Annotated in this window: 16 protein-coding genes; 14 read left to right on the top strand and 2 right to left on the bottom strand. The window is 51.3% G+C overall.

Annotated features, from left to right (window positions below):
• The first annotated feature begins 36 nt into the window (after positions 1 to 36).
• From I8J30_RS05010 to I8J30_RS04950, 13 genes are all read left to right on the top strand, one after another.
• Positions 37 to 399, top strand: a complete 363-nt coding sequence (locus I8J30_RS05010; protein WP_210655911.1) for an arsenate reductase family protein — start codon at positions 37 to 39, stop codon at positions 397 to 399.
• 27 nt (positions 400 to 426) lie between these two features.
• Complete coding sequence (locus I8J30_RS05005; RefSeq protein WP_338044803.1) at positions 427 to 1,632, top strand: aminotransferase class I/II-fold pyridoxal phosphate-dependent enzyme; 1,206 nt, start codon at positions 427 to 429, stop codon at positions 1,630 to 1,632.
• Positions 1,633 to 2,568: a 5'-3' exonuclease gene (locus tag I8J30_RS05000; protein ID WP_240547781.1), complete on the top strand. Its 936-nt coding sequence runs from the start codon at positions 1,633 to 1,635 to the stop codon at positions 2,566 to 2,568.
• 229 nt (positions 2,569 to 2,797) lie between these two features.
• Complete coding sequence (locus I8J30_RS04995; protein ID WP_210655909.1) at positions 2,798 to 5,521, top strand: glycoside hydrolase family 2 protein; 2,724 nt, start codon at positions 2,798 to 2,800, stop codon at positions 5,519 to 5,521.
• A 21-nt stretch (positions 5,522 to 5,542) separates the two neighbouring features.
• Positions 5,543 to 6,625 (top strand): Gfo/Idh/MocA family protein, encoded by a 1,083-nt coding sequence (locus tag I8J30_RS04990; RefSeq protein WP_210655907.1) that lies wholly within the window; start codon positions 5,543 to 5,545, stop codon positions 6,623 to 6,625.
• A 178-nt stretch (positions 6,626 to 6,803) separates the two neighbouring features.
• Complete coding sequence (locus I8J30_RS04985) at positions 6,804 to 7,814, top strand: LacI family DNA-binding transcriptional regulator (protein ID WP_210655905.1); 1,011 nt, start codon at positions 6,804 to 6,806, stop codon at positions 7,812 to 7,814.
• A gap of 64 nt (positions 7,815 to 7,878) precedes the next feature.
• On the top strand, positions 7,879 to 9,873 hold the full coding sequence (locus tag I8J30_RS04980) for a right-handed parallel beta-helix repeat-containing protein (RefSeq protein WP_210655903.1): 1,995 nt from the start codon (positions 7,879 to 7,881) through the stop codon (positions 9,871 to 9,873).
• 35 nt (positions 9,874 to 9,908) lie between these two features.
• The gene (locus I8J30_RS04975; RefSeq protein WP_210655901.1) at positions 9,909 to 11,267 is read left to right on the top strand and encodes an ABC transporter substrate-binding protein; all 1,359 of its coding nucleotides are present in this window, start codon (positions 9,909 to 9,911) and stop codon (positions 11,265 to 11,267) included.
• Positions 11,268 to 11,349: 82 nt separating this feature from the next.
• Positions 11,350 to 12,285, top strand: a complete 936-nt coding sequence (locus I8J30_RS32840; protein WP_210655899.1) for a carbohydrate ABC transporter permease — start codon at positions 11,350 to 11,352, stop codon at positions 12,283 to 12,285.
• A 21-nt stretch (positions 12,286 to 12,306) separates the two neighbouring features.
• On the top strand, positions 12,307 to 13,176 hold the full coding sequence (locus I8J30_RS04965; RefSeq protein ID WP_240547780.1) for a carbohydrate ABC transporter permease: 870 nt from the start codon (positions 12,307 to 12,309) through the stop codon (positions 13,174 to 13,176).
• A gap of 67 nt (positions 13,177 to 13,243) precedes the next feature.
• Positions 13,244 to 15,085 (top strand): glycoside hydrolase family 127 protein, encoded by a 1,842-nt coding sequence (locus I8J30_RS04960; RefSeq protein WP_210655897.1) that lies wholly within the window; start codon positions 13,244 to 13,246, stop codon positions 15,083 to 15,085.
• A gap of 902 nt (positions 15,086 to 15,987) precedes the next feature.
• Positions 15,988 to 16,524, top strand: a complete 537-nt coding sequence (locus I8J30_RS04955; RefSeq protein WP_210655895.1) for an NAD(P)H-dependent oxidoreductase — start codon at positions 15,988 to 15,990, stop codon at positions 16,522 to 16,524.
• Between the two features lie 169 nt (positions 16,525 to 16,693).
• Entirely contained in the window at positions 16,694 to 19,168 is a 2,475-nt protein-coding gene (locus I8J30_RS04950; RefSeq protein WP_210655893.1) for a glycoside hydrolase family 38 N-terminal domain-containing protein, read from the top strand.
• 73 nt (positions 19,169 to 19,241) lie between these two features.
• Here I8J30_RS04950 and I8J30_RS04945 read toward each other — a convergent pair whose 3' ends face one another.
• Entirely contained in the window at positions 19,242 to 19,502 is a 261-nt protein-coding gene (locus I8J30_RS04945; RefSeq protein WP_210655891.1) for a hypothetical protein, read from the bottom strand.
• A gap of 150 nt (positions 19,503 to 19,652) precedes the next feature.
• Positions 19,653 to 19,949, bottom strand: a complete 297-nt coding sequence (locus I8J30_RS04940; protein ID WP_210655889.1) for a DUF3055 domain-containing protein — start codon at positions 19,947 to 19,949, stop codon at positions 19,653 to 19,655.
• Between the two features lie 306 nt (positions 19,950 to 20,255).
• Between I8J30_RS04940 and I8J30_RS04935 the strand changes: the two genes are divergently transcribed.
• Positions 20,256 to 21,266, top strand: a complete 1,011-nt coding sequence (locus I8J30_RS04935; RefSeq protein WP_210655887.1) for an HRDC domain-containing protein — start codon at positions 20,256 to 20,258, stop codon at positions 21,264 to 21,266.
• The last annotated feature ends 2 nt before the right edge of the window (positions 21,267 to 21,268 follow it).

Below are 21,268 nucleotides of genomic sequence, written 5' to 3'. Positions count from 1 at the left end.
CGAAATTATGAAATGGACTGGAGATAGAGGTAAGCCATGAAGAAACTGACAATCTACGAATATCCGAAATGCGGCACCTGCCGCAGTGCAATTAAGACGCTCAAAGCAATGGGCTATGAGCTGGAAACACATAACGTGTTTGAGACTGCGCCTTCCGTAGAGACGCTCCAAACGCTTATTGCCAATAGCGGTTTGGAAGTGAAGAAGTTCTTTAATACTTCGGGCGAGGTGTATAAGGAGCTGGGTTTAAAAGATAAGCTGCCGGGGATGACGGAGCAGGAGAAAATCGAGCTTCTCGCCTCGAACGGCAGATTGATAAAGCGGCCGGTCGTTACGAATGGCAGCACGGTAACGGTAGGCTTCAAGGATGAGGAATACGATCGGGTTTGGGGCAACTAGCGCAGAAGCTAAGGAGGTACTCGTCAGGTGACAACTACGAAAGAATGGCGTGCGGATCGATTGTCGGAGCTTGGCTCGTCTATATTCGCCGAGGTAGCAGAGTGGAAGCGAGAGGCCATGCGCCTTGGGATGAATGTCATTGACCTTAGCATCGGCAGCCCGGATTTGCCGCCTTCGCTGCCCATTCGGCAAGCATTAAGCGAAGCCGTACTGCGCGACGATGTTTATGGCTATCCGGGCTCCAAGGGGAGCGTAAGATTTCTGCGTCAGGCCGCCGATTGGCTCGCGTATCGTTTCGGCATCGAGGTTGATCCGGAGCATGAGCTGCTCTCATTAATGGGGTCGCAGGATGGACTGGGACATTTGGCTTTATCGCTTTGCAATCCGGGCGATATTGCGCTGGTTCCCGATCCGGGTTATCCGGTCTATATGGCGGGTCTCGCGGTGGCGGGCGTGGAACCTTACCATATGCCCTTGCTCGCAGAAAATCAGTTTCTGCCTGATTTCGACGCGATCCCCGAAGAAGTATGGCAGAGAGCCAAGTTTATGCTGCTCAATTATCCGAGCAATCCGGTATCGGCGGTTGCGGATATTCCATTCTTCGAGCAAGCTGTTGCGTATGCCAAGCGCCACGGCGTATTGATCGTGCATGATTTGGCATATTCGGAGATGGCTTTTGACGGGTACAGACCTCCTAGTATTTTGCAAGTCTCAAAGGCAAGTGAAGTAGCGGTAGAGTTTCATTCGCTATCGAAGAGTTTCAATATGGCAGGCTGCAGAATCGGCTTTCTGGCAGGGAATCGGAAGGCGATAGCTGCGCTGCGCGAGCTGAAAGCGAATATCGATTATGGCGTATTTCTGCCTGTTCAAGAAGCGGGCATTGTTGCTTTGCAGCAGGATATGCTGGGGGATCAACCATCTGTAGGAGCTCTCTATGAGACGAGGCGTGACCGATTCATTGAAGCGCTTCGAGAGCAGGGTTGGGAGATTGCATCGCCGAAAGCGACGATGTTTATTTGGGCGAAGCTGCCTCCTATGCAGTGGCAATTGTCAGAGTCTTGGACATCGCGTCGCATTTCCCGGGAAATGCTCGAACGCACCGGAGTTGCTGTTATTCCGGGAGATGCCTTCGGCGAACAAGGGGAAGGTTATGTCCGCATTGCTTTAGTAGAGAAGGAAGAGCGACTTATTGAGGCCGCTGAGCGAATCGGGAGATTCATCAGAGGCGAGTAGATGAAATTGGGGAGAGATATGGGGATGCAAGAAACGAACAACCGGAGAGTGCTGCTCGTTGACGGAATGGCGATCTTGTTTAGAGCTTTCTATGCCACGTCTTACACGGGCTATATTCGTAAAACCAGTGCCGGCTTGCCAACAAATGCGGTATATGGCTTTATTCAATATTTCTTTGATGCGATCAATACGTTTAAACCGACGCATGTTATTTGTTGTTGGGATATGGGCAGCAAGACGTTCCGTACCGAACAGTTTGCTGACTACAAGGGAAATCGGGGCGAGGCGCCGCTAGAACTTATTCCTCAATTTGATTTGGTAAAAGAAGTCGTAGAGCAAATGGGCATTCAGAACGTCGGTGTCGTCGGCTTTGAAGCGGATGATTGCATCGGTACGTTAGCGACACAGCTGAGCGGAGAGGCGGAAGTTTATGTCCTGACCGGTGACCACGATATGCTGCAGCTGGTAAGTGAAACGGTGAAAGTAGTCATCATGAAGAAGGGCAAACTGAACTACGCAGTCTACGATTTGGCTTTGCTTCTGGAAGAGAAGCAGCTTTCGCCAAGCCAGGTTATTGACCTGAAGGGCTTCATGGGCGACACAAGCGACAATTACCCCGGCGTTAAAGGCATTGGCGAGAAAACAGCGCTCAAGCTGATACTTGAATATCAATCGATTGAAGGCGTTCTGCTCAACCTTGATAAGCTGCCAAAAGGGGTGCGGAGCAAAATCGAAGCCGATCTCGACATGCTTCACCTGTCACGAGACTTGGCGACAATTCGCTTGAACGCGCCGGTTCGCTGCGACCTGTCAGCTTGTACTTGGCAGATCCAAGTGGAAGCTGCAACACGCAAGTTTGAAGAGCTTGAGTTTGGCGGTCTGGTTAAACTATTAGAGGGTCATCCGACCTTTAATTTGGATTTATTTTCGGTATAGCTATCACTAGAGAAGCCGCGGAGCGTCAGGAATTTGGACGCTGCGCGGCTTTTTTGCGCGCAAACGGAATGGAAATGCCTGCTTGACAGACAAAAATCTCCCATGCTAGTCTGTAACCGCTACCAACATGGGGGCACTCTGGTATACGGAAGGGGACGAAGGAACAAAGAGAGTGGATCTGTTTATCAGCTTTACGTAGGATCATCGAGGTCGAAAGGGTGAGGTATTCATGCTGCAGCAATCGGTAAGATTGACGGAAAACTGGAAGCTGTTATTTGATTTTGACCATCGCTACGATAGTGCTGCTGAGGCGCTTGGAGCAGGCGAATGGCAGGAAGCGCAAGTGCCCGGCTGTTGGGATGTGCTGACGGATAACAAGCTGTCGGACGGAGCCGTGTGGTATAAGCTGTCGTTTGAGGCGCCTGCCGGCTGGCAGGGACAACGGACGGCTTTTGACTTTGAAGGTGTGAATTACTTCTGTGAGCTATGGCTGAATGGGCAACGGATCGGAGAACATGAAGGCGGATGGAGCGGCTTTCGCATTGAACCGGGTAAAGCATTAAACGTTGGCGGAACGAATGAGCTGGTACTCCGCGTTTACAAGCAAGGCGATAAGTATCCGCTGCGGCAATGTTTGGCCGGTTTTCTGCCGGATGTAGGCGTCATCTTCGGCGGGATATGGAAGCCGGTTCAATTGGGCATGGTACCGGAAGGCGAGCTTGCGGACGTGTTCGTTCAAACGCCGCCGGGTACGGAAGCTGTTACCGTCAGCTATCGCTTGGAAGGCGTTTCCTCCGAGGGTGCATGGACGATTCATGCCGTTCTTCATGCGCCGGACGGATCGATCTCCACCGAGGTTACGCTGCCGGTATCCGTCGCAGCGGGTAACATCGGCGCCGTGGAGATTCCGGCCGGAGCGAACATCAAGCTATGGTCGCCGGAAAGCCCGGACCTGTACAAGCTTGCTTTAACGCTCGAGCGGAACGGGCAAGCGGTAGATCATTATGAGCATCGATTCGGAATGAAGCACTGGTCCATTGCAGGCGAACAGCTGCTGTTAAACGGTCAGCGCATTCATCTGAGAGGGATTTTGCATTGGGGCTGGTATGGCGATCTGGTCGCACCGATACCGGATCGTGAAGCGATCCGCACGGAATTGCTTCGTCTTAAAGATGGCGGCTTTAACATGGTGAAGCATTGCTTATACGTACCGGTCCGCGATTATTTCGAGCTTGCCGATGAGCTTGGTTTCGTCATTTGGCAGGAGCTGCCGATGTGGCTGCCGGAGGTGAACGAAGAATTCAAAGCTCGTGCGTTCTCGCAGTATGAGGCGATCATTAAGGAGATTCGCAGCTACACCTCGATTGGCGTTTGGACACTTGGCTGTGAGCTGAATCATGAGGCGGACGCCGAGTTTCTGAAAGACTTGTACGAGCAGGCGAAGCGGCTGACGGGCGGGGCAATCATACGCGACAACAGCGGTTCAGGCGAATGCTACGGAGGGTTGCTGAAGGAATATGCCGATTTCTACGACTATCACTTCTATACGGACGTTCACTTCTACCCGGATTTGCTAAGCCGGTTCGCGTCGCCTTGGCGGGAGAAGAAGCCGTGGGTCTTCGGGGAATTTTGCGATTACGATGAATTCAGGCCGCTTGCACAAGTGATCGAACAAAAAGGGGAAAGGCCATGGTGGCTGAAATCGGATCCTACCGTCAACCCTGTAGCACGAGACGCGCGCTGGCAATATCACCGCCAGGATGAGAAATTAGCGCTGCTTCCACTGCCGTTTACGGAAGAAGAGCTGACGGCAAATGCACGCGAGAGCGCATATGTATACCGCAAATCCGTGCTCGAGCAAGTTCGTGCGTATCCGCACATCAATGGTTACACGCTGACGTCCATTCAGGATTCCGGTCTCGCATCAAGCGCCGTGTTCGATGATTTTGGCGAGTGGAAGCAGCCTCCGGAGCGTTTCCGGCAAATTAATGGCGCCACTATGATCACGGTCACCTGGGATGCCCGGAGAAATTGGATCAACGGCGGCGATCGTTTGACGACGTGGGACCCGAACAATTACGCCCCCGGCGAGGCGGTCAGACCTCATTTAGCGGTATCGCATTATGGTGCGGATTCGATTCGTGCGGCAACGCTGCGCTGGAAATGGACGATTGACGGACAAGCTGCAAACGAAGGTGCACGTGAGGTCGAAGGGCTTCAAGTTGGGGACTTCAAGGAAGTGGCTGTGGCAGAGTGGACCTTTCCCGAAACGCGAATCCCTATTCAAGTTCTGCTGCAAGTAGAGTTGGAGTCGGAAGGACGAATTGTCGCAACCAACTCGTGGCCGATCTGGGTACTGCCGAAGTCAGCGCGATCCGAGAACGAGTTTGCCGCAATTGCAGTCGATGACGCTAACGGAATGTTCCATAGCTGGGCAAGTCAGCATCCGGGCATTCGCGCATGGTCCGAAAGCGGCGAGAACAATACCGATCATGTCCAAGTGCTGCTTACGACAAGATGGACGGAGAAAATGGAGCGTTTCGTCGAGGCAGGAGGCAAGGCGCTGTATATCGAGCGAGGATACGGACCGCTTGCCGTTAAGCGCGCGCCGTTCTGGCGGGAATCGCTGCAGCTGTTTCATAAACATGCCATTATGAACGATTTCCCGCATCAGGATCATACCTCTATGCTGTTGTTTGGACTCGCGACCGATTTGGTGCTCGATCGTTTGAAGCTTGGCGAGCATAAACCAATTATGGACCGTTTGGACGCCAGAATATTTGAGCTTGACCGTTATATGATCGAGGAGCGTATTGGAGAAGGCGCTCGAATTGCGACTACATTGCGTTTGGAAGGCGGTCTCGGCAGCCAGCCTGACGGTCTTGAACGTAATCCGGCGGCAGTCTGCTTACTCGATAGCATCTTGAATTATCTGCTTTCGATGAACGAATAATCGCAATAGGAGGGCATCAGCATGGAAGGACATGGAAGGTTTACGGCAATCGGTCGCCGGTTCGGTATCGGCATTGTCGGCCTCGGCGAAGGCAAAGGACTCGTAAAGGGATTGGCCGGTCATCCGGAGCTGGAGGTAGTCGCAGTATGTGATTCGAACGAACAGCTTGCAGAATCAATCGCACGCCAATATGCCGTTCCTCACTTTTACAGTTCGCTTGAAGCTATGCTGGCTCGAGAGGATATTGATTTCGTCGCGATTTATACGCCGGATCAAATGCATTTCACGCATATTCGCCAATCGTTCGAAGCGGGCAAACATGTGCTTTGCACGAAACCGCTCGTCAATTCGCTCGACGAAGCGAGAGAGGTGCTTGCTTATGTGCGGTCCAATCCGCAGGGCCAGCTTATGGTCGGACAAAGCTCGCGTTTCTTCGGTCCGATGCAGCATCAGCGCGAGGCATTCGAGGCTGGCAAGCTTGGAACGCTGAGCTTCGCGGAAACGCAGTATGTACACGATATGCGCTGGTTTTACAACGAACGGGCTTGGGCGCGTGAAGGCGGCTTTGACCTTCTCTTCGCTTGCTGCTCGCATCCGGTTGACCTCATCCGCTGGTACATGGGTGACGTGGAAGAGGTCTCAGCCTATAGCAGTCAATCGGACATTGCGATTGCAAACGGGTTTGACGGCCATGACACGTTCGTCATTAATTTGAAATTCGTAAACGGCAAGATCGGACGCGTGCTGGGACTTTACGGCTTAGAGCACCTGCACCAGACACGTCCTTGGATCGAGGTCGCCTTGTACGGAACGAAGGGAACTTTCATCGGCAAATACCCACAGCTGGAAGCGCAGATCAAGTATGAGGGCGAGAAAGAACGGACGGAGCATTACTTCGAGGATATTTATCATTATTTTCAGTTTGAAGGCGTCAACCATCATGCCGGCGAGTTTGTTAATTACACCGAGCATTTTGCAAGGTGCTTGCATCAAGGGAAGCGAGCGATGCCGGATGCGGAGGACGGTTTCAAGACGATCGCGACGTTGGAATCCATTCGTCAATCCATTCGTACGGGCAGCCCGGTTCGAGTTGCAGGGCTGTAATCCCGCTCTTTAATTTACTTTGCAATCGATTGCAAAAAAACCGTTGCAGGAATGAATGCAATCGATTACAATAACTTCAAGAATAGGAAGTGTAAATGTTTGCAGGTGAACTTGCGAGCTTTTGCAATCGATTGCAAAGATTGGGGTAAATGGAATCCAGATGAGAGGGGTGAAGCCGGTGGTAAGCATATACGATATTGCCAAAGCGGCAGGGATGTCCGCGGCTACGGTCTCGCGGGCACTTGCTGACAATGACAAGATAAGCCGCAGCTCCCGGGATCGCATTCAGCGGATTGCCGAGGAGATGGGCTATCGTCCGAATTTGCTGGCACGTAATTTCAGACAGAAGTCCTCCTCGATGATCGGGTTGATTACGGATGACGTATCGGACGAATTGAGCGGCATGATTGCCAAAGGTGTCGAACAGGCGCTCCGTGAGAGCGGATTCAGCATGCTGGTCTGGAACGTGCATCATGATTCGGAGAATGAGCAGTCGGCTATCGATTATTTCGCGGATATGCAGATGGATGGCGTAATACTGGCGGATTCAACGCTTGATGCACTTGCCGAAGTGCCCACAACGAAGCTGCCCTTCGTCCTTATTAATCGCTACAGCAGCGCCGAAGAGCCGGTTAGCATCGTGTGTACGGATGATTTCGCAGGGGGACTTGATGCGACCGACTATTTGATCAAGTTGAACCACCGTAAGATCGCTTATATAAACGGACCAGAGGATTGGTATTCCAGTATCCGCCGATTGAATGGCTATACGGAAGCGCTGAATCAGCATCATATCCCGTTCCGCTCCGAATATGTGAAGCACGGCGATTGGTTCGAGGATAGCGGTTACCGATTGGCGCTTGAGCTGTTCCGCTCCGAAGATCCGCCGACTGCCGTATTTGCAGCGAATGACATGATGGCCATCGGCATCATCGATGCCGCAAGGGAATGCGGACTTCGCGTGCCGGAAGATGTTTCGGTCATGGGCTATGATGATCGGACGATTGCAAGGTATGCCCGGCCTCGGCTGACTACCATTTCGCTGCCGATGCTCGAAGTCGGGTTCATAGCCGGAAAAGTGCTTTGCGAGATGATCACGACAGGCCATATGCCGGAGGGAAAAACGGCGAAGCAGCTTGTGCGAGGAAACGTAATCGAGCGAGAAACGACGGCTCCTCTAAAAGGGTAGCAAGAGTCTTTCGATCGAAACGCTAGAGAGTATTCCACTCCAGAAACGGGGGGCAACTTACAAGATGACGAAAGTAGTTCAGCCATATGCTGGCATGATTATTACCGAAGACGTTGTTTTCGAGCCGGGCGAATATAGCTTTCCTAACAGCAAGGGCTTGATTATAGCAGCAAACGGGATCACGGTTGACGGCAGCGGAGCCATCATTCGCGGACGCGGCAAGATCGGCAACATCCATTCCTACGACGGTACAGGGCTTTATTCCAACGGATACGATGGCGTAACCGTCAAAGGGTTGGCACTGCACGGATTCAAGACCGGCATGAAGGTAACGAACGGATCCGGCTGGGTGATTGAGAACAATGATCTCTCCGATAATTATACCGACCCTGACTACGGGTGGGGCGACGGGGACTCTGTCGGTGCATTGATGCTGGAGCGTGTCTCGGACAGCGTCATTGCCGGAAATGCAGGCAACCGAGTGTGGAACGGCTTGGATTTAAAGTATGCCGATCGCAATCGAATTACGGGGAATAATTTCTCGCATTGCACGAATGTTTGCCTGAAGCTGTGGGGCTCGTCTAACAACGAAATTGACGGCAATGTCATGAGCTACGGAATCCGAATCGCCCCCGGCGAAGTACATGCACGGGACTCGACCTCGGTGCTGATCGAAAGCGGATCCAACGATAACCGAATTTTGAATAATGACTTTACATATGGCGGTGACGGCGTATTCATCCGTTCCTTGAACGGCTTCGTCAGCACAGGCAACTACTTCGAAGGCAATGACGCTTCCTATGCCCACAATAACGCTTGGGAAGTATGGGATCCGGGCAACGTATTCGTCCGAAACTTGGGCAATCACTCCAGCTATGGATTCTGGCTTGGCGGCTCCTGCCACGCCGTACTCATTGAGAACGAGGCTGCTTATAACGGTTTAAGGATCGCGAACGCACCGGAGAAATTCGGCAATGCAGGCATTGCGGTCGTGAATGGCTCCAGCAGCCACTTCACGATGCGGCGTAATCGGATTCACCACAATAAGAGCGTCGGCCTTGCTATCGGGTATAAAGAAGGCTACGAAGCCTGTCACTGGATTATCGAGCAGAATGAAATAACCGACAACGACGCTTATGGCATCTATATGAAACATGCGAAGCAGCTGTATATAGCCGGGAATCGAATCACCGGCAACGGCAGCGGCGACATCTATCAGGACATCAACGTGTCCGATGTGATCGTAAGTGAAGCGGAAGGCGAGCCGCCTATTGCCAAGGCAGCTCTGATAACGGATCGGCCGCGGGCCAGATATGCCGTCCAATTCGATGCCTCCGCAAGCCGGGATGCTTCCGGCGGCGACCAATTGACCTATCGCTGGGATATGGGAGACGGCACAGTAAGCGAAACCGCGAAAGTGGAGCACATCTACGAGCAGGCGGGCTTCTATCGTGTAGGCTTGACTGTCATTGGACCAAGCGGCACGGCGGATCTGGATTGGATCGATTTGAATGTGCTGCATGCAAAAGAACAAATCAAGCATCGCGTACAGGTGAACCAAGCGTTGCTGGCCGGAGTAGTTCCGAATCATTCGGCCGTCATGATGATGAACGACGATCCGACCTCCGTCGGCGATGGACAGGCTTTGCAACTGCAAGCATCCTCTTCGCTCGTGAAGCTTCAGCTCCCGGTGCCGGCCGAAATCGCCGCGCAAGCACTGACGAAGTCCAACCGCGGCGAGCTTAGCTTCTGGATCAAGTTCTCGCATGAAACCTGGGGCGGTTTTCCGTCATCGGCATTCACCGTAAGGTTGAAACAGGATGACGGCCGATACGTGCAATGGGTGTCCGCGCGCCCGCTCTTTGAATGGACGCAGATCGCTTCTGAAGCCAGAAACGGCTGGTCCAATATCCGTATCCCGCTTAGCGGCGAGCAAACGGGCTGGGTGCTAAGCGACGCCGGCAATCCCGATCGGAATGAGTTAAGCCAACTTGAGCTACAGATCGCTTCTTGCGGAGGGAACTTTACGGTTCTGTTCGACGAGATCGTGTTTGTATAAAACAGAATTTCATTATACAAGGGGAGTGAAAGTAGATGGAGAAGTGGAAAGGTTATATGTTGGCATCGGTAGTAGGGGCTGCGACGCTGCTTGCAGGCTGTGGAAGCAACAGTGCTGAGAACACAAATACGTCCGGCACAGATTCAAATGCGGCGGCAACGAATGCAAATGCAACAAATGCGGATTCGCAAGAGAAATTCGAGCTGCGTGTTTCATCCGGTGCGGCTGTAGAAGAAGCAAAAGCCGAGCAAGCAGCGATCGATGCGTTTATGAAGAAATATCCGAATATTACCGTCAAATATGAACCGATTCCAGGCGATGATGCGACGCAGAAGCTGTTGTCTTCCATCGCGGCCGGCAATGCGCCGGACGTTTTCCTGATTGACTCTGTATTACTGCCGCAATTTATCGACAATAATGCATTGCTTGACCTGGCTCCATTTACGAAAACCGATGCCGAATTCAACAAAGATGTCTGGTTCGAGAACGTGTATAATATCGGCGTTCGCGGCGACAAGCTGTACGAATTCCCGCGCGGCTTCACACCAATGGTCGTGTACTACAACAAAGAGGTATTTGATAAAGCAGGCGTGCCTTATCCGAAGGATAACTGGACCTGGCAGGACTTCCTGGATACGTCTAAGAAGCTGACTAAGGATGAAGACGGCGATGGCAAAACCGATATTTACGGGATGTCCGCTGACCCTTATTTCTACAAATCCGTTCCTTTCGTATGGCAAAACGGCTCTGACGTGCTCGATAAGGACGGTACCACTGCTGATGGGTATCTGAACAGCCCGGCTACGGTTGAAGCTTGGCAGATGTACACGGATCTCGTGAAGCAGCAAGTTTCTCCGACACCGTCGGTGAAGAAAGCGTTTGGCGATCTGTGGTTCCAATCCGGCAAAGTGGCGATGCAGATTTCCGGACACTGGACGCTTCTCGGGATCAACGACACGGTGGAATCCGGCAAATTTGATATCAGCAAGCTTGGCGTTGTCGGTTTGCCTCGCAATAAAGAGCGTGTTTCCGTAATGTACGAAGCAGGCTGGGGTGTAGCATCTTCTACGAAACATCAAGAAGCAGCTTACAAGCTTGCGAAGTTCATGTCCGAATCGGTTGAAGGCCAGAAAGGCCGCGTAGAATCCGGTCTGGAACTGTCGGCCGTGAAATCGGTGCAAGAGGAATATGCCAAAGACAAGCCGATTGAGCAAGTGTTCGTAGACGAAGTGCAATATGCGCGTCAACCATGGGGCTCGATCCATCCGAAATGGGCCGAAATCGAAACACAAATCGACAAGGCGCTGGAGCAGGTCGTCGTAAACGGCATCTCCGTGAAAGAAGCCATGGATTCAGCTGTACCGAAGATCGATGCCATCATTAAAGACGAATAACTTATAAGCTGCGCAGGTCGGGGGATTGGAGAAATTCCGCTCCCCCGATTTCTGTTATGCGGCCAAGAAGGAGGAAACAGCAGTGGAATCGGCCTCCCAATCGTACGTGGCTAAGCCAAGCTTTTGGAAGAAACTGAGAGGACATGCAGTAGGCGACGATAAGCCCATCGGTTATTTATTCATTTTGCCTGCCTTTATTCATCTCGCCGTATTTACGTTAATTCCGATTCTATTTTCTCTTTATCTGAGCTTCCATAAGTGGAGCATTCTCAAGCCGGCGAAGCCATTCGTCGGGCTCAAAAACTATATCAAGATGGCGCACGATACCGATTTCTGGCATGCGATGGTCAATACGTTTTATTTTGTATTCGGAAGCGTTCCTACGGGGATTGCGGTTTCCCTGCTCGTCGCGCTTGTGTTGAATCGTAAAATGAAGGGCGTGTATTGGTTTCGCTCGTTCTTCTTCCTGCCGGTTGTATCCTCGACGGTAGCGATCGCGATGGTATGGCAATGGATATTACAGCCGGAGTTCGGGCTGTTTAATTATTTGCTGGGCAAGGTAGGCATTGAAGGTCCCAAGTGGTTAATGGATCCCAAATGGGCGATGATCGCCGTCATTATTGTTACCGTCTGGAAAGGGATCGGCTATCAAATGATCATCTTCCTGGCCGGGCTGCAGGGCATACCGGAGCATCTGTATGAAGCGGCTCGTATTGACGGGGCGAATAAATGGCGGATCTTCTGGTCCATTACGCTTCCGCTGCTCATGCCGACGGTATTCTTCCTCACGGTTACGACCATAATCGGCTCGTTCCAGGCGTTTACGGTCATCTACATGCTGACAGAAGGCGGGCCTGTCGGCTCGACGGATGTCGTCGTCTATCATATTTATGAGCAAGCCTTCCGGGTGTTCAATATGGGGTATGCGTCCGCGCAATCATGGCTCTTGTTCTCGATTATCTTCGTCATTACGATCATTCAAGTGAAATTCATGAAGAAATTCAATTACGAGCATTAAGCCGGAAGGGAGGAAAAACCGATGGCCACGATGACAAGCACGGGCGATAGCAGCAGAAAAACAGCAAAACCGGGACAACTGTTCGCAGATATCTTCACCTATGCCGTACTGGGGATCGTCAGTCTAACGATGCTGGTACCGTTTCTGTGGATGATTTCCACGTCGCTGAAGCCGGAATATTCCGTGTTCGAATTTCCGCCAAAATTCATTCCGAGCAGCTGGCTGTTCGAGAATTACATGAGTATTTTCAAAGCGGCTCCGTTTCTGCGGTTTCTGTACAATACCGTGTTCGTGACGATGAGTGTCGTTATCGGACAGGTGATATTCTGTTCGCTCGCCGCATACGCCTTCGCAAGGCTGCCGTTTAAAGGAAGCAATGCCATCTTTGTTCTGTTCCTCGCGACCATGATGATTCCGTCGCAGGTCACGACGATCCCGACGTACGTCATGATCTATAAATTCCACTGGCTGGACACCTACGCAGCTCAGATTATTCCTTTCCTCAGCAGCGCATATGGAATCTTCCTGCTCAAGCAGTTCTTCCACAGCCTGCCCAAAGAAACCGAGGATGCGGCGCGAATCGACGGCTGCAGCGAGTTCCGGATCTACTGGAACATCATTCTTCCCTTGTCGCAGCCTGCGATTGCCACTTTATCTGTCTTTACATTCATGGGCGTCTGGACCGACTTCTTATGGCCGATGCTCGTGACGAATACGGTGGAAATGCGTACGCTCGAGGTCGGCTTGTCGGTATTCCGCAACCAATATACGACGAATTGGCCGCTTCAGATGGGCGCGTCGCTGCTAGTTATTTTTCCGGTGCTGCTCGTGTTTCTATTCACGCAGCGTTACTTTGTACAAGGGATCTCACTGACGGGGATGAAGGGCTAATCGAACAGCCGGCATGAACCGATCGCTAACCCAATCCACTACCTGAATCGAAGGAGTCGTAGCCGGTATGACACTATTGAAAGAGTTAGCGTTACCATACCAAACGTTGACAGCAATTCCGTTCACGAACGTTTCCATCGAGGATCGTTTCTGGAGCAATCGGATAAAGGCGACACAGAAATCGACGATTGCAGCCTGTCTGGCGCAGTGCGAAGCTACAGGCAGAATATCGAATTTTGCCAAAGCCGGTGGGCTTCAAGAAGGCGGGTTCGAAGGCATTTTCTATAATGATTCCGATGTCTACAAGGTGTTGGAGGGGATCGCTTATTCCCTGCTGATTGAGCCTGATGAGGAGATGGAAGCGCAAGCTGACCGGATTATCGAGCTCATCGCGGCGGCGCAGCAGGAGGATGGTTATTTACAAACCTACTTCACGCTGGCCGAGCCCGAGAAGAAATGGACGGACATGAATAAGCATGAGGAGTACTGTGCAGGTCATATGATCGAAGCAGCGATTGCTTATAAACAGGCGACAGGCAAAAGATTGTTCCTTGATGTTGCCATTCGCGTAGCGGATCATATCGATTCCTTGTTTGGTCCGGGCAAGCGCCACTGGGTGCCGGGTCACCAGGAAATCGAGCTGGCCCTTGTGAAGCTGTACGTCGAAACGGGAGAAGAACGTTACTGGAAGCTGGCTTTCTGGCTGCTGGAGGAGCGCGGTCACGGCCATGGCGTTGGCTATAGCTGGGATCGTTCGGATTGGGGCGCGGCCTATTCGCAGGACGATGTACCGGTTCGGGATATAACCAGCGTAACCGGTCATGCCGTACGTGCGATGTACATGTATGCCGGGATGACGGACGCTGCCATGCTAAACGGCGATCAAGGTTATATCGACGCGCTGGATCGGATTTGGTCTAACGTGGTCGACCGGAATATGTACATAACCGGGGGTATTGGTCCTTCTCGTCACAATGAAGGCTTCACTGCGGATTACGATTTGCCTAATGATAGCGCCTATTGCGAAACCTGCGCTTCGATCGGGATGGTGCTCTGGAATCACCGCATGAATTTGCTGCATGGCGATTCGAAATACGCGGACATCGTCGAGCGGGCCATGTACAACGGTTCGATTGCCGGCGTTTCCTTGTCCGGCGACAAGTTCTTCTATGTCAATCCGCTGGAATCGGACGGGACCCATCATCGTGTGCCATGGTATGACTGCTCTTGCTGTCCAACGCAGATTGCCCGTTTTATTCCATCCATCGGCGGTTATGTCTATGCCACCAGAGGCAATGATATCATTGTCAATCAATTCGTGGAGGGAGCCGGCCGATTAAGCTTGCAGGCTGGCGATATTACGCTGCGTCAAGTGACGGAGTATCCATGGAATGGACGCATTACGCTGCGTGTAGAAGAAGGGGAAGCAGGAGAATACGGCGTTCAATTGCGTATCCCGTCGTGGTGTAAATCCTACCGCTTGTCGGTTGGAGACCTGGAAATCGCCGATGCGCAAACGGATAAGGGCTATGTTCGTTTGCAGCGGACATGGAAGCCGGGCGATGAAATCACACTAGAGCTGACCATGCAGGTAGAGCGGGTTTACTCGCATCCGCTGGTTTTGGTCAATGAGGGGAAAGTCGCGCTTCAACGCGGACCGCTGGTGTATTGTATGGAAGAGATCGATAATGCAAAATATGACGTGTTAAATGTAACGGCTGCTACCCGGTTCCGCACCGTCTACGAGCCTGAACTGCTGCAAGGTGTCGTAGCTGTATATGCGGAGGAGCCGAGCGCTGATCAAAGGTTCAAGGCGATTCCTTACTATGCGTGGGATAATCGGGCTGCCGGACAAATGAAAGTGTGGCTGCCGGAGCAGAGAGACGAATCAAGGCTTTATCGTTCATAGTGTAGGTGAATTGAAGCAATCCTGCCGGGGCTAAGATAGCCGAGAGGGTTGCTTTTTTGCTTGCTGAATAGTGATGGTGGAATGTTTATGGTCCCCTGGTTGTTGCATAACATGCAACATTTATTGAGCAAAGCGGTTGAAAAGGTAGTGTTGTTGCGATTTATGGAACATTTGACCTTCCAACTCAACCGTATCCCCGGCCGAGAGTCTCAAATGCGAACTCTCAGCATCAAGCCCACCGGAAAAAGATGTCGAGCGTTTCAGATGCGAACTCTCAGCTTTAGATTTCAGTTTCATGCGGTCATTAGTGACCGTTAACGTCAATTCATCGTGATTTTAGTTTTCTTGCGGTCATTCGTGTCCATAAGCGAGGGAAAAGACAGAGAAAACCGTGAAGAACTCATTCTAATGGTCATGGGTGTCCATAAATATAGCGAATGTGCGTTTTTTTTGTTTTAATGGACAAGATTGACCACATGATAGATCCGATGACGCTTATGTGCAACATTTTCTTTGATTTCCGTTTACTGTTGACCACGTCTCATCTGTCTAGCGGATCGATTCAGGTACAAGGAAATTTCCGCACCAAACCAATCGGAACAAGCAGCCGAGAGTCACAAATGCGAACTCTCGGCTCCCAATTTAGCCCTGCGATGACATTGCCCGAACGGACGATATCTTGGCAAGCAGCATGAGAGGATTTGGATATTGACAGACTATCTACTAAAAGATAGAATGGATGACATGAGCTAGCGCACAACTGAACTAGCATAAAAGTTTAGAAGAGTTACTTCCGACGTTAATCCAGTGAATTGCAGGGGAAATAGAAATCATCGTAACGCGGCTCATTTATTTTTTACCATTTAATAGATAGAATTAGACAAAAGGAGATGGACAACTTCATGAAAACTTTAATTATTGTTACGCATCCGAACATAGAGTCGTCCAACTGGAACAAAGCTTGGCTGGAGGCCGTTCGAGACGAAGGAAATATTACGATTCATGAGCTTTATAAGGAATATCCTGACGAAATCATCGACGTTCCCAGAGAGCAAAGGTTGATTGAAGAGCATGACCGGATTATTTTTCAATATCCCCTATATTGGTACAGCTCGCCGCCGTTACTCAAGAAATGGTTCGATAAAGTATTGCTGTATAACTGGGCTTACGGACCCAATGCCACTAAAACGGCCGGTAAAGAAATCGGCGTAGCCATCTCGACTTACGGCACTGCAGAGTCTTTTCAGCCAACCGGGTTCAATCGCTTTACCCTGGAAGAAATACTGCGTCCGATAGAGGCGCTTACCGGGTTTATCAGTGCCACTTATCTGCCTCACTTCTCGCTCAATGATACCTCTGACGTTACGAATGAACGATTAGTTCAGAGCAGCAAAGATTACGTGAATTATCTTAAAACAGTGAAGCCGGCTGAGAAATAATCGCGACGGCGTATACAATGAAGAGCAAGCAATCTTACTTGGGTGATTTTAGCCGTAGGATTGCTTTTTTTGTTATATACAACTTCGCCATTGTGAGGTATCGTAAGTTTGAAAGGAACATAATTTGTTCTTAACAAACATCGGTATGATCGATCTGGGAGGATGAACGATGGCCAAGCTTCACTTGCTAAGCAACGCGCATTTGGATCCCGTATGGCAGTGGGAATGGGAAGAAGGGGCTGCTGCTGCAGTTTCTACGTTCCGCGCCGCCGCTGAATTTTGCAGGGAGTACGACGGCTATGTTTTCAATCATAATGAAGTTATTCTCTACAAATGGATTGAAGAGTATGTGCCTGAATTGTTCGAGGAAATTCAAGAGCTCGTGCGACTGGGCAAGTGGAACATCATGGGCGGCTGGTACCTGCAGCCGGACTGCAATATGCCGTCAGGGGAATCCATCGTGAGACAGATGCTGCATGGCAGAGTCTATTTCTCCGAGAAATTTGGAGCAAAGCCGACAACGGCGATCAACTTCGATTCGTTCGGGCATTCCCGCGGTTTAGTGCAGCTTATGCGAAAGGCAGGCTACGACTCTTATCTGTTTATGCGACCCGATGATCATACGGTTGGCCCGGAGCGCGAGTTCCGGTGGATCGGATTTGACGGCTCCGAGGTGATGGCTCACCAGACTTATTTCTATAATACCCTTATGGGCCAAGCCCGTAAGTCGATCGAGCATTGGCTTAGCAGCCACGAGGGCAAACCTCTTGGCCTTATGTTATGGGGGGTCGGCAATCATGGCGGCGGCCCATCACGTGTGGATTTAGATGAAATCGGCAAGCTGATGGAAGCGCGGAGTGATGTTCAAATCGTACATTCATCGCCGGAGCAGTATTTTGCGGAGCTGACTTCGCAGGCGGCGGATTTGCCGGGACATGCCAATGATTTGAATCCGCGTTTTGTCGGCTGTTATACCTCCATCATTCGAATCAAGCAGAAGCATCGTTTGCTCGAGAATGAGCTCTATGTAACCGAGAAAATGCTCTCTGCCGCCGCTATTGCCGGCAAACTTACTTATCCAAGAGAGGAATTGCAGCAGTCAGCCTATGATCTCCTCACTGCGCAATTTCATGATATATTGCCGGGCTCGTCGGTTCAGCCTGCTGAGGACGCATCGCTGCGTCTGCTCGGACATGGACTCGAAATTGTCTCGAGACTGAAGGCGAGAGCCTTCTTCGCACTTGCATCCGGACAACCGAAGGCAGAGGAAGGCGAATATCCGATCCTTATCTATAACCCGCATCCATTCCCGGTATCCGGCGTATTTGCTTGCGAGTTTATGCTGGCGGATCAGAACTGGAAGGACGAATTCTCGATGCCGGTTGTTTATCGGGACGGGAAGCGAATTCCTTCTCAGCCTGAGAAGGAGCACAGCAATATTAATCTGGATTGGCGCAAACGCGCTGTGTTCTATGCGGAGCTCGCGCCTTCCTCCATGAATCGGTTTGACTGTCGAATCGAGATGCTCCCGGCCAAGCCGCAGCCGCAGCTTGAGATCGATAAGCAAGCGATTCGTTTCTCGAACGGTCGTATGGAAGCGGTTATTAATACCGGTACAGGGTTGCTGGATGCATACCTCGTGGATGGTTTTTCGTATGTGAAGGAACGGGCATTCCAGCCGGTTGTTGTCGCCGATAACGAGGATCCATGGCGGATGGATACGAATCGTTTTGAGCCGGATATTGGTTCGTTTCAGCTGATGGATAAGGGAGCAGGCTCTGATTTCTCCGGATTACGTCATGCTCTGCTGCCGTCCGTTCGGGTAGTCGAAGATGGAGCTGTGCGAACCGTAGTTGAGGCTGTTCTGGCTTATCAGCATTCAAGGCTGGTGCTAACGTATAAACTCCCTAAACAGGGCAGCGAGCTCGAAGTGCATGTGCGGGTGTTCTGGAACGAGAAGGACAAGATGCTGAAGCTATCCATTCCAACGACGTTCTCGGATGCTTCTTATCTCGGTCAAACGGTGTATGGTGTACAAACGCTGGATACGACAGGGCAAGAAGCGGTGGCGCAGAAATGGACCGCTGCTCATTCGGCAGAGCAGCAGGCTGCCTTGACCTTAATTAATAACGGAACTTACGGTTCGGACTTTAAGGATGGCGCGATCCGTCCAACGCTGCTTCGCAGTCCCGGCTACACGACTCACCCGATTATGGAACGGCCGCTAATTGTACAGGACCGTTTCTCCCCGCGCATCGATCAAGGGGAACGCGAGTTTACGTATTGGCTGAACGGCGGTGCAGCGGATGAGCGCCTTAACGCCATTGACCGTGAAGCGGTACAGCGTAACGAAACCCCGTATGCGTTGTCCTTCTTCCCTTCCGGCCGCGGAGAGAAAGTGAAGCCGCTTGTAATTCTTAAGGATGAGGTCGTTCAACTGGGAGCCTTCAAGCAAATGGAACGCAGCGATGATTACGTGCTTCGCCTGTTTGAGCCAACCGGAAGTGCTCGGGAGACGGAAGTGGACATTCCGATGCTCGGCATCAGTTGCGCGGTTGCGCTTGCGCCGTTTGAGGTGAAGACCTTCCGTGTTTCCGTCCGTGAAGGAACGATTTCAGAAGCTCCCCTTATGGAAGAGGATTGAAGCTGAAAGGTGAGAAAACCCGCTAGAGAAGGAGAGTGCCTCCTTCTTTAGCGGGTTTTCTGTGGGAGAGTGATTAAGGCTCATCCATTGCATCCGGATAAACGTCCTCACCGGGGTAATCACGGTATATGCCTGCATGCAGCTCACGGTTCTCGTAATCAAATCGATTCGGCGGCCGCTGATCGACTCGCCAAGGTTTGCTCGTGCTAAGCGATTCGGACACGATCCTGGAGCCATACGGGCCATCGGGAAACTCTTGTGCGTTCATATCGTTGCGCTGAGATTCGACCGTCTTCACATCGGTATAGGGCTGACGATTTTCTTTCATAAACATGCAGATTCCTCCTGCGGCGGCTATTGGTCTATATATAAGTAAGTATAAGTGATTCTTCATACTCCGCTTATATATCGAAGTGAAGAAACTACCTTCGCCACTTGAGGCGGCGGCAGCCGTTTCTTCATGACCGTTACAGTGTACCCGAGGTTAATCCGTAAAATGCACCGTTCCCACCACAAATTCTAAAAATTGTTTAAGATCGACGGCCTCTTCTTCCGTCAATTTAAACGTAAATTCCAGGTAGCCCTCTTCGTCCAAATCGTCTTGGCCGACGATTGCGGTACGGCCGCTCTGCAGGTCTGTGATCAGCTTCTTGCCGTAGAAACGGTTGGTAGTCATAATAGCCAGATCGAACCGTTTCAGGTTCGGTGTTATAAAAGTGACGAAGCGGGTTGTCGTTTGCTCCGTCGTATCGGACATAAAATCATAATCAGGCAGCAGCATTTCGAGTTCCTCCTTTATTCTGCATCTATCATAGCATTCCTTTCTGCGACGGGGCAATCAGGCGCTCAGCCATGAATTGGAAAATTACTCTTGTCACGCATAGTTGGCTATGCTATGATGTGAGCAATCAAATCGTTGCATCGTGAGGAAGCACCTCTTTCGCCATAACTATGGCGTTAGAGGTGCTTTTTTTTTGTGTGAATTTAAGAAAGTATAAGTCTCACCTTATACCACGCTTATATTTCACCTTGCTTACGCTGCTTCGGAGTTTGATTAATCTAATCATTCGGGTGGAGGTGGGCCTGCATGCAGGTCGTATTTTTGAACACATTTGAGAAAGTAGGACAAGACAGCCGTGCCGAACAAGCGCAGCTGTCCATTTGCGAGCAGAACGGTGTATGGTCGGTTATTTGGACGGAATCGTACGTAAACGGGCTGGATGAGCAGCAAGCGGTTTGGTTCGAAGGCAGCTCGTGGGAAGAAATGATGACGGCGTTTCGCCATGGCATTGCCGTTCAGATGGGGGAAGGCTATTCGCCGTTGATTGACGGCATGCTGGAGGAACGCCGCGGTCACGACGGGCTGGGCAGTTTGTATTCGATGATCCAGTGTTATGGGGAAATGAACACCGATCCTGTTCTGTTCGAAGCGCTGCGCGAATGGCGCCGCTCGAAAGCGGTGGAGGGGAAGAAATCGGCTTATCTGATCGCATCCAACCGGATGCTCTGGATGCTCAGCAGCTTTGTGCCGCATCAGCCTGAAGAGCTGATGCAAATACCGGGATGGGGCGAGACGAAGCAGGCCGCATATGCCGAGGAAGTGCTTGCCATAACGCGGAACTTTCAGCGCGAAAGAAGTTTTCCGCTAGACTGGGTATCTACCGCAATCGATCCTAAGGTGTACATCAAATGGGTATATAAGCAGAAGGAAAATAAGTATAAATCGCAGATGGATCGCCAGCAGGAGAAGCAGAAGCTGCTTCGCGGAATAGCGGAGGGCAACTCCTTGGAAGGGCTGATCGCTCAGACCGATCTGCCTCGCAGAGACCTCATGGAACGGATCGAGAAGCTCGAGACAGAAGGGTACGATATGGAGCCGCTTATCGAGAGAGAGCTGGAGTCAATGCCGGAGTCGGAGCAGCAGCTGGTCTGGGATGCGTATATTGCCGTCGGTGACCGCTACCTGAAGCCGGTGCTGCAGCGCGTGTATGGTGAAGAAGCTGTCCAAGGCAAGGGGAAGTCGATTGATCTGATCTATGACCGGCTAAGATTGATTCGCCTGCGTTATCGCCGGATGAAGATCAATCAAGTTTCTTAACA

Origin of the sequence: Paenibacillus lignilyticus (genome assembly GCF_017942085.1) — a bacterium.
Classification (GTDB): domain Bacteria; phylum Bacillota; class Bacilli; order Paenibacillales; family Paenibacillaceae; genus Paenibacillus_Z; species Paenibacillus_Z lignilyticus.
This window is presented reverse-complemented; position numbering and strand designations above follow the sequence as displayed.

Excerpts from the sequence above, each read along its gene's own strand:
- I8J30_RS05000 (WP_240547781.1), top strand. The coding sequence starts at position 1,633 with ATGAAATTGGGGAGAGATATGGGGATGCAAGAAACGAACAACCGGAGA.
- I8J30_RS04945 (WP_210655891.1), bottom strand. The coding sequence starts at position 19,502 with ATGTTTATGAAAGAAAATCGTCAGCCCTATACCGATGTGAAGACGGTC.
- I8J30_RS04960 (WP_210655897.1), top strand. The coding sequence starts at position 13,244 with ATGACACTATTGAAAGAGTTAGCGTTACCATACCAAACGTTGACAGCA.
- I8J30_RS04935 (WP_210655887.1), top strand. The coding sequence starts at position 20,256 with ATGCAGGTCGTATTTTTGAACACATTTGAGAAAGTAGGACAAGACAGC.
- I8J30_RS04990 (WP_210655907.1), top strand. The coding sequence starts at position 5,543 with ATGGAAGGACATGGAAGGTTTACGGCAATCGGTCGCCGGTTCGGTATC.
- I8J30_RS04940 (WP_210655889.1), bottom strand. The coding sequence starts at position 19,949 with ATGCTGCTGCCTGATTATGATTTTATGTCCGATACGACGGAGCAAACG.
- I8J30_RS04975 (WP_210655901.1), top strand. The coding sequence starts at position 9,909 with ATGGAGAAGTGGAAAGGTTATATGTTGGCATCGGTAGTAGGGGCTGCG.
- I8J30_RS04965 (WP_240547780.1), top strand. The coding sequence starts at position 12,307 with ATGGCCACGATGACAAGCACGGGCGATAGCAGCAGAAAAACAGCAAAA.
- I8J30_RS05010 (WP_210655911.1), top strand. The coding sequence starts at position 37 with ATGAAGAAACTGACAATCTACGAATATCCGAAATGCGGCACCTGCCGC.
- I8J30_RS04950 (WP_210655893.1), top strand. The coding sequence starts at position 16,694 with ATGGCCAAGCTTCACTTGCTAAGCAACGCGCATTTGGATCCCGTATGG.
- I8J30_RS04955 (WP_210655895.1), top strand. The coding sequence starts at position 15,988 with ATGAAAACTTTAATTATTGTTACGCATCCGAACATAGAGTCGTCCAAC.
- I8J30_RS04980 (WP_210655903.1), top strand. The coding sequence starts at position 7,879 with ATGACGAAAGTAGTTCAGCCATATGCTGGCATGATTATTACCGAAGAC.
- I8J30_RS04995 (WP_210655909.1), top strand. The coding sequence starts at position 2,798 with ATGCTGCAGCAATCGGTAAGATTGACGGAAAACTGGAAGCTGTTATTT.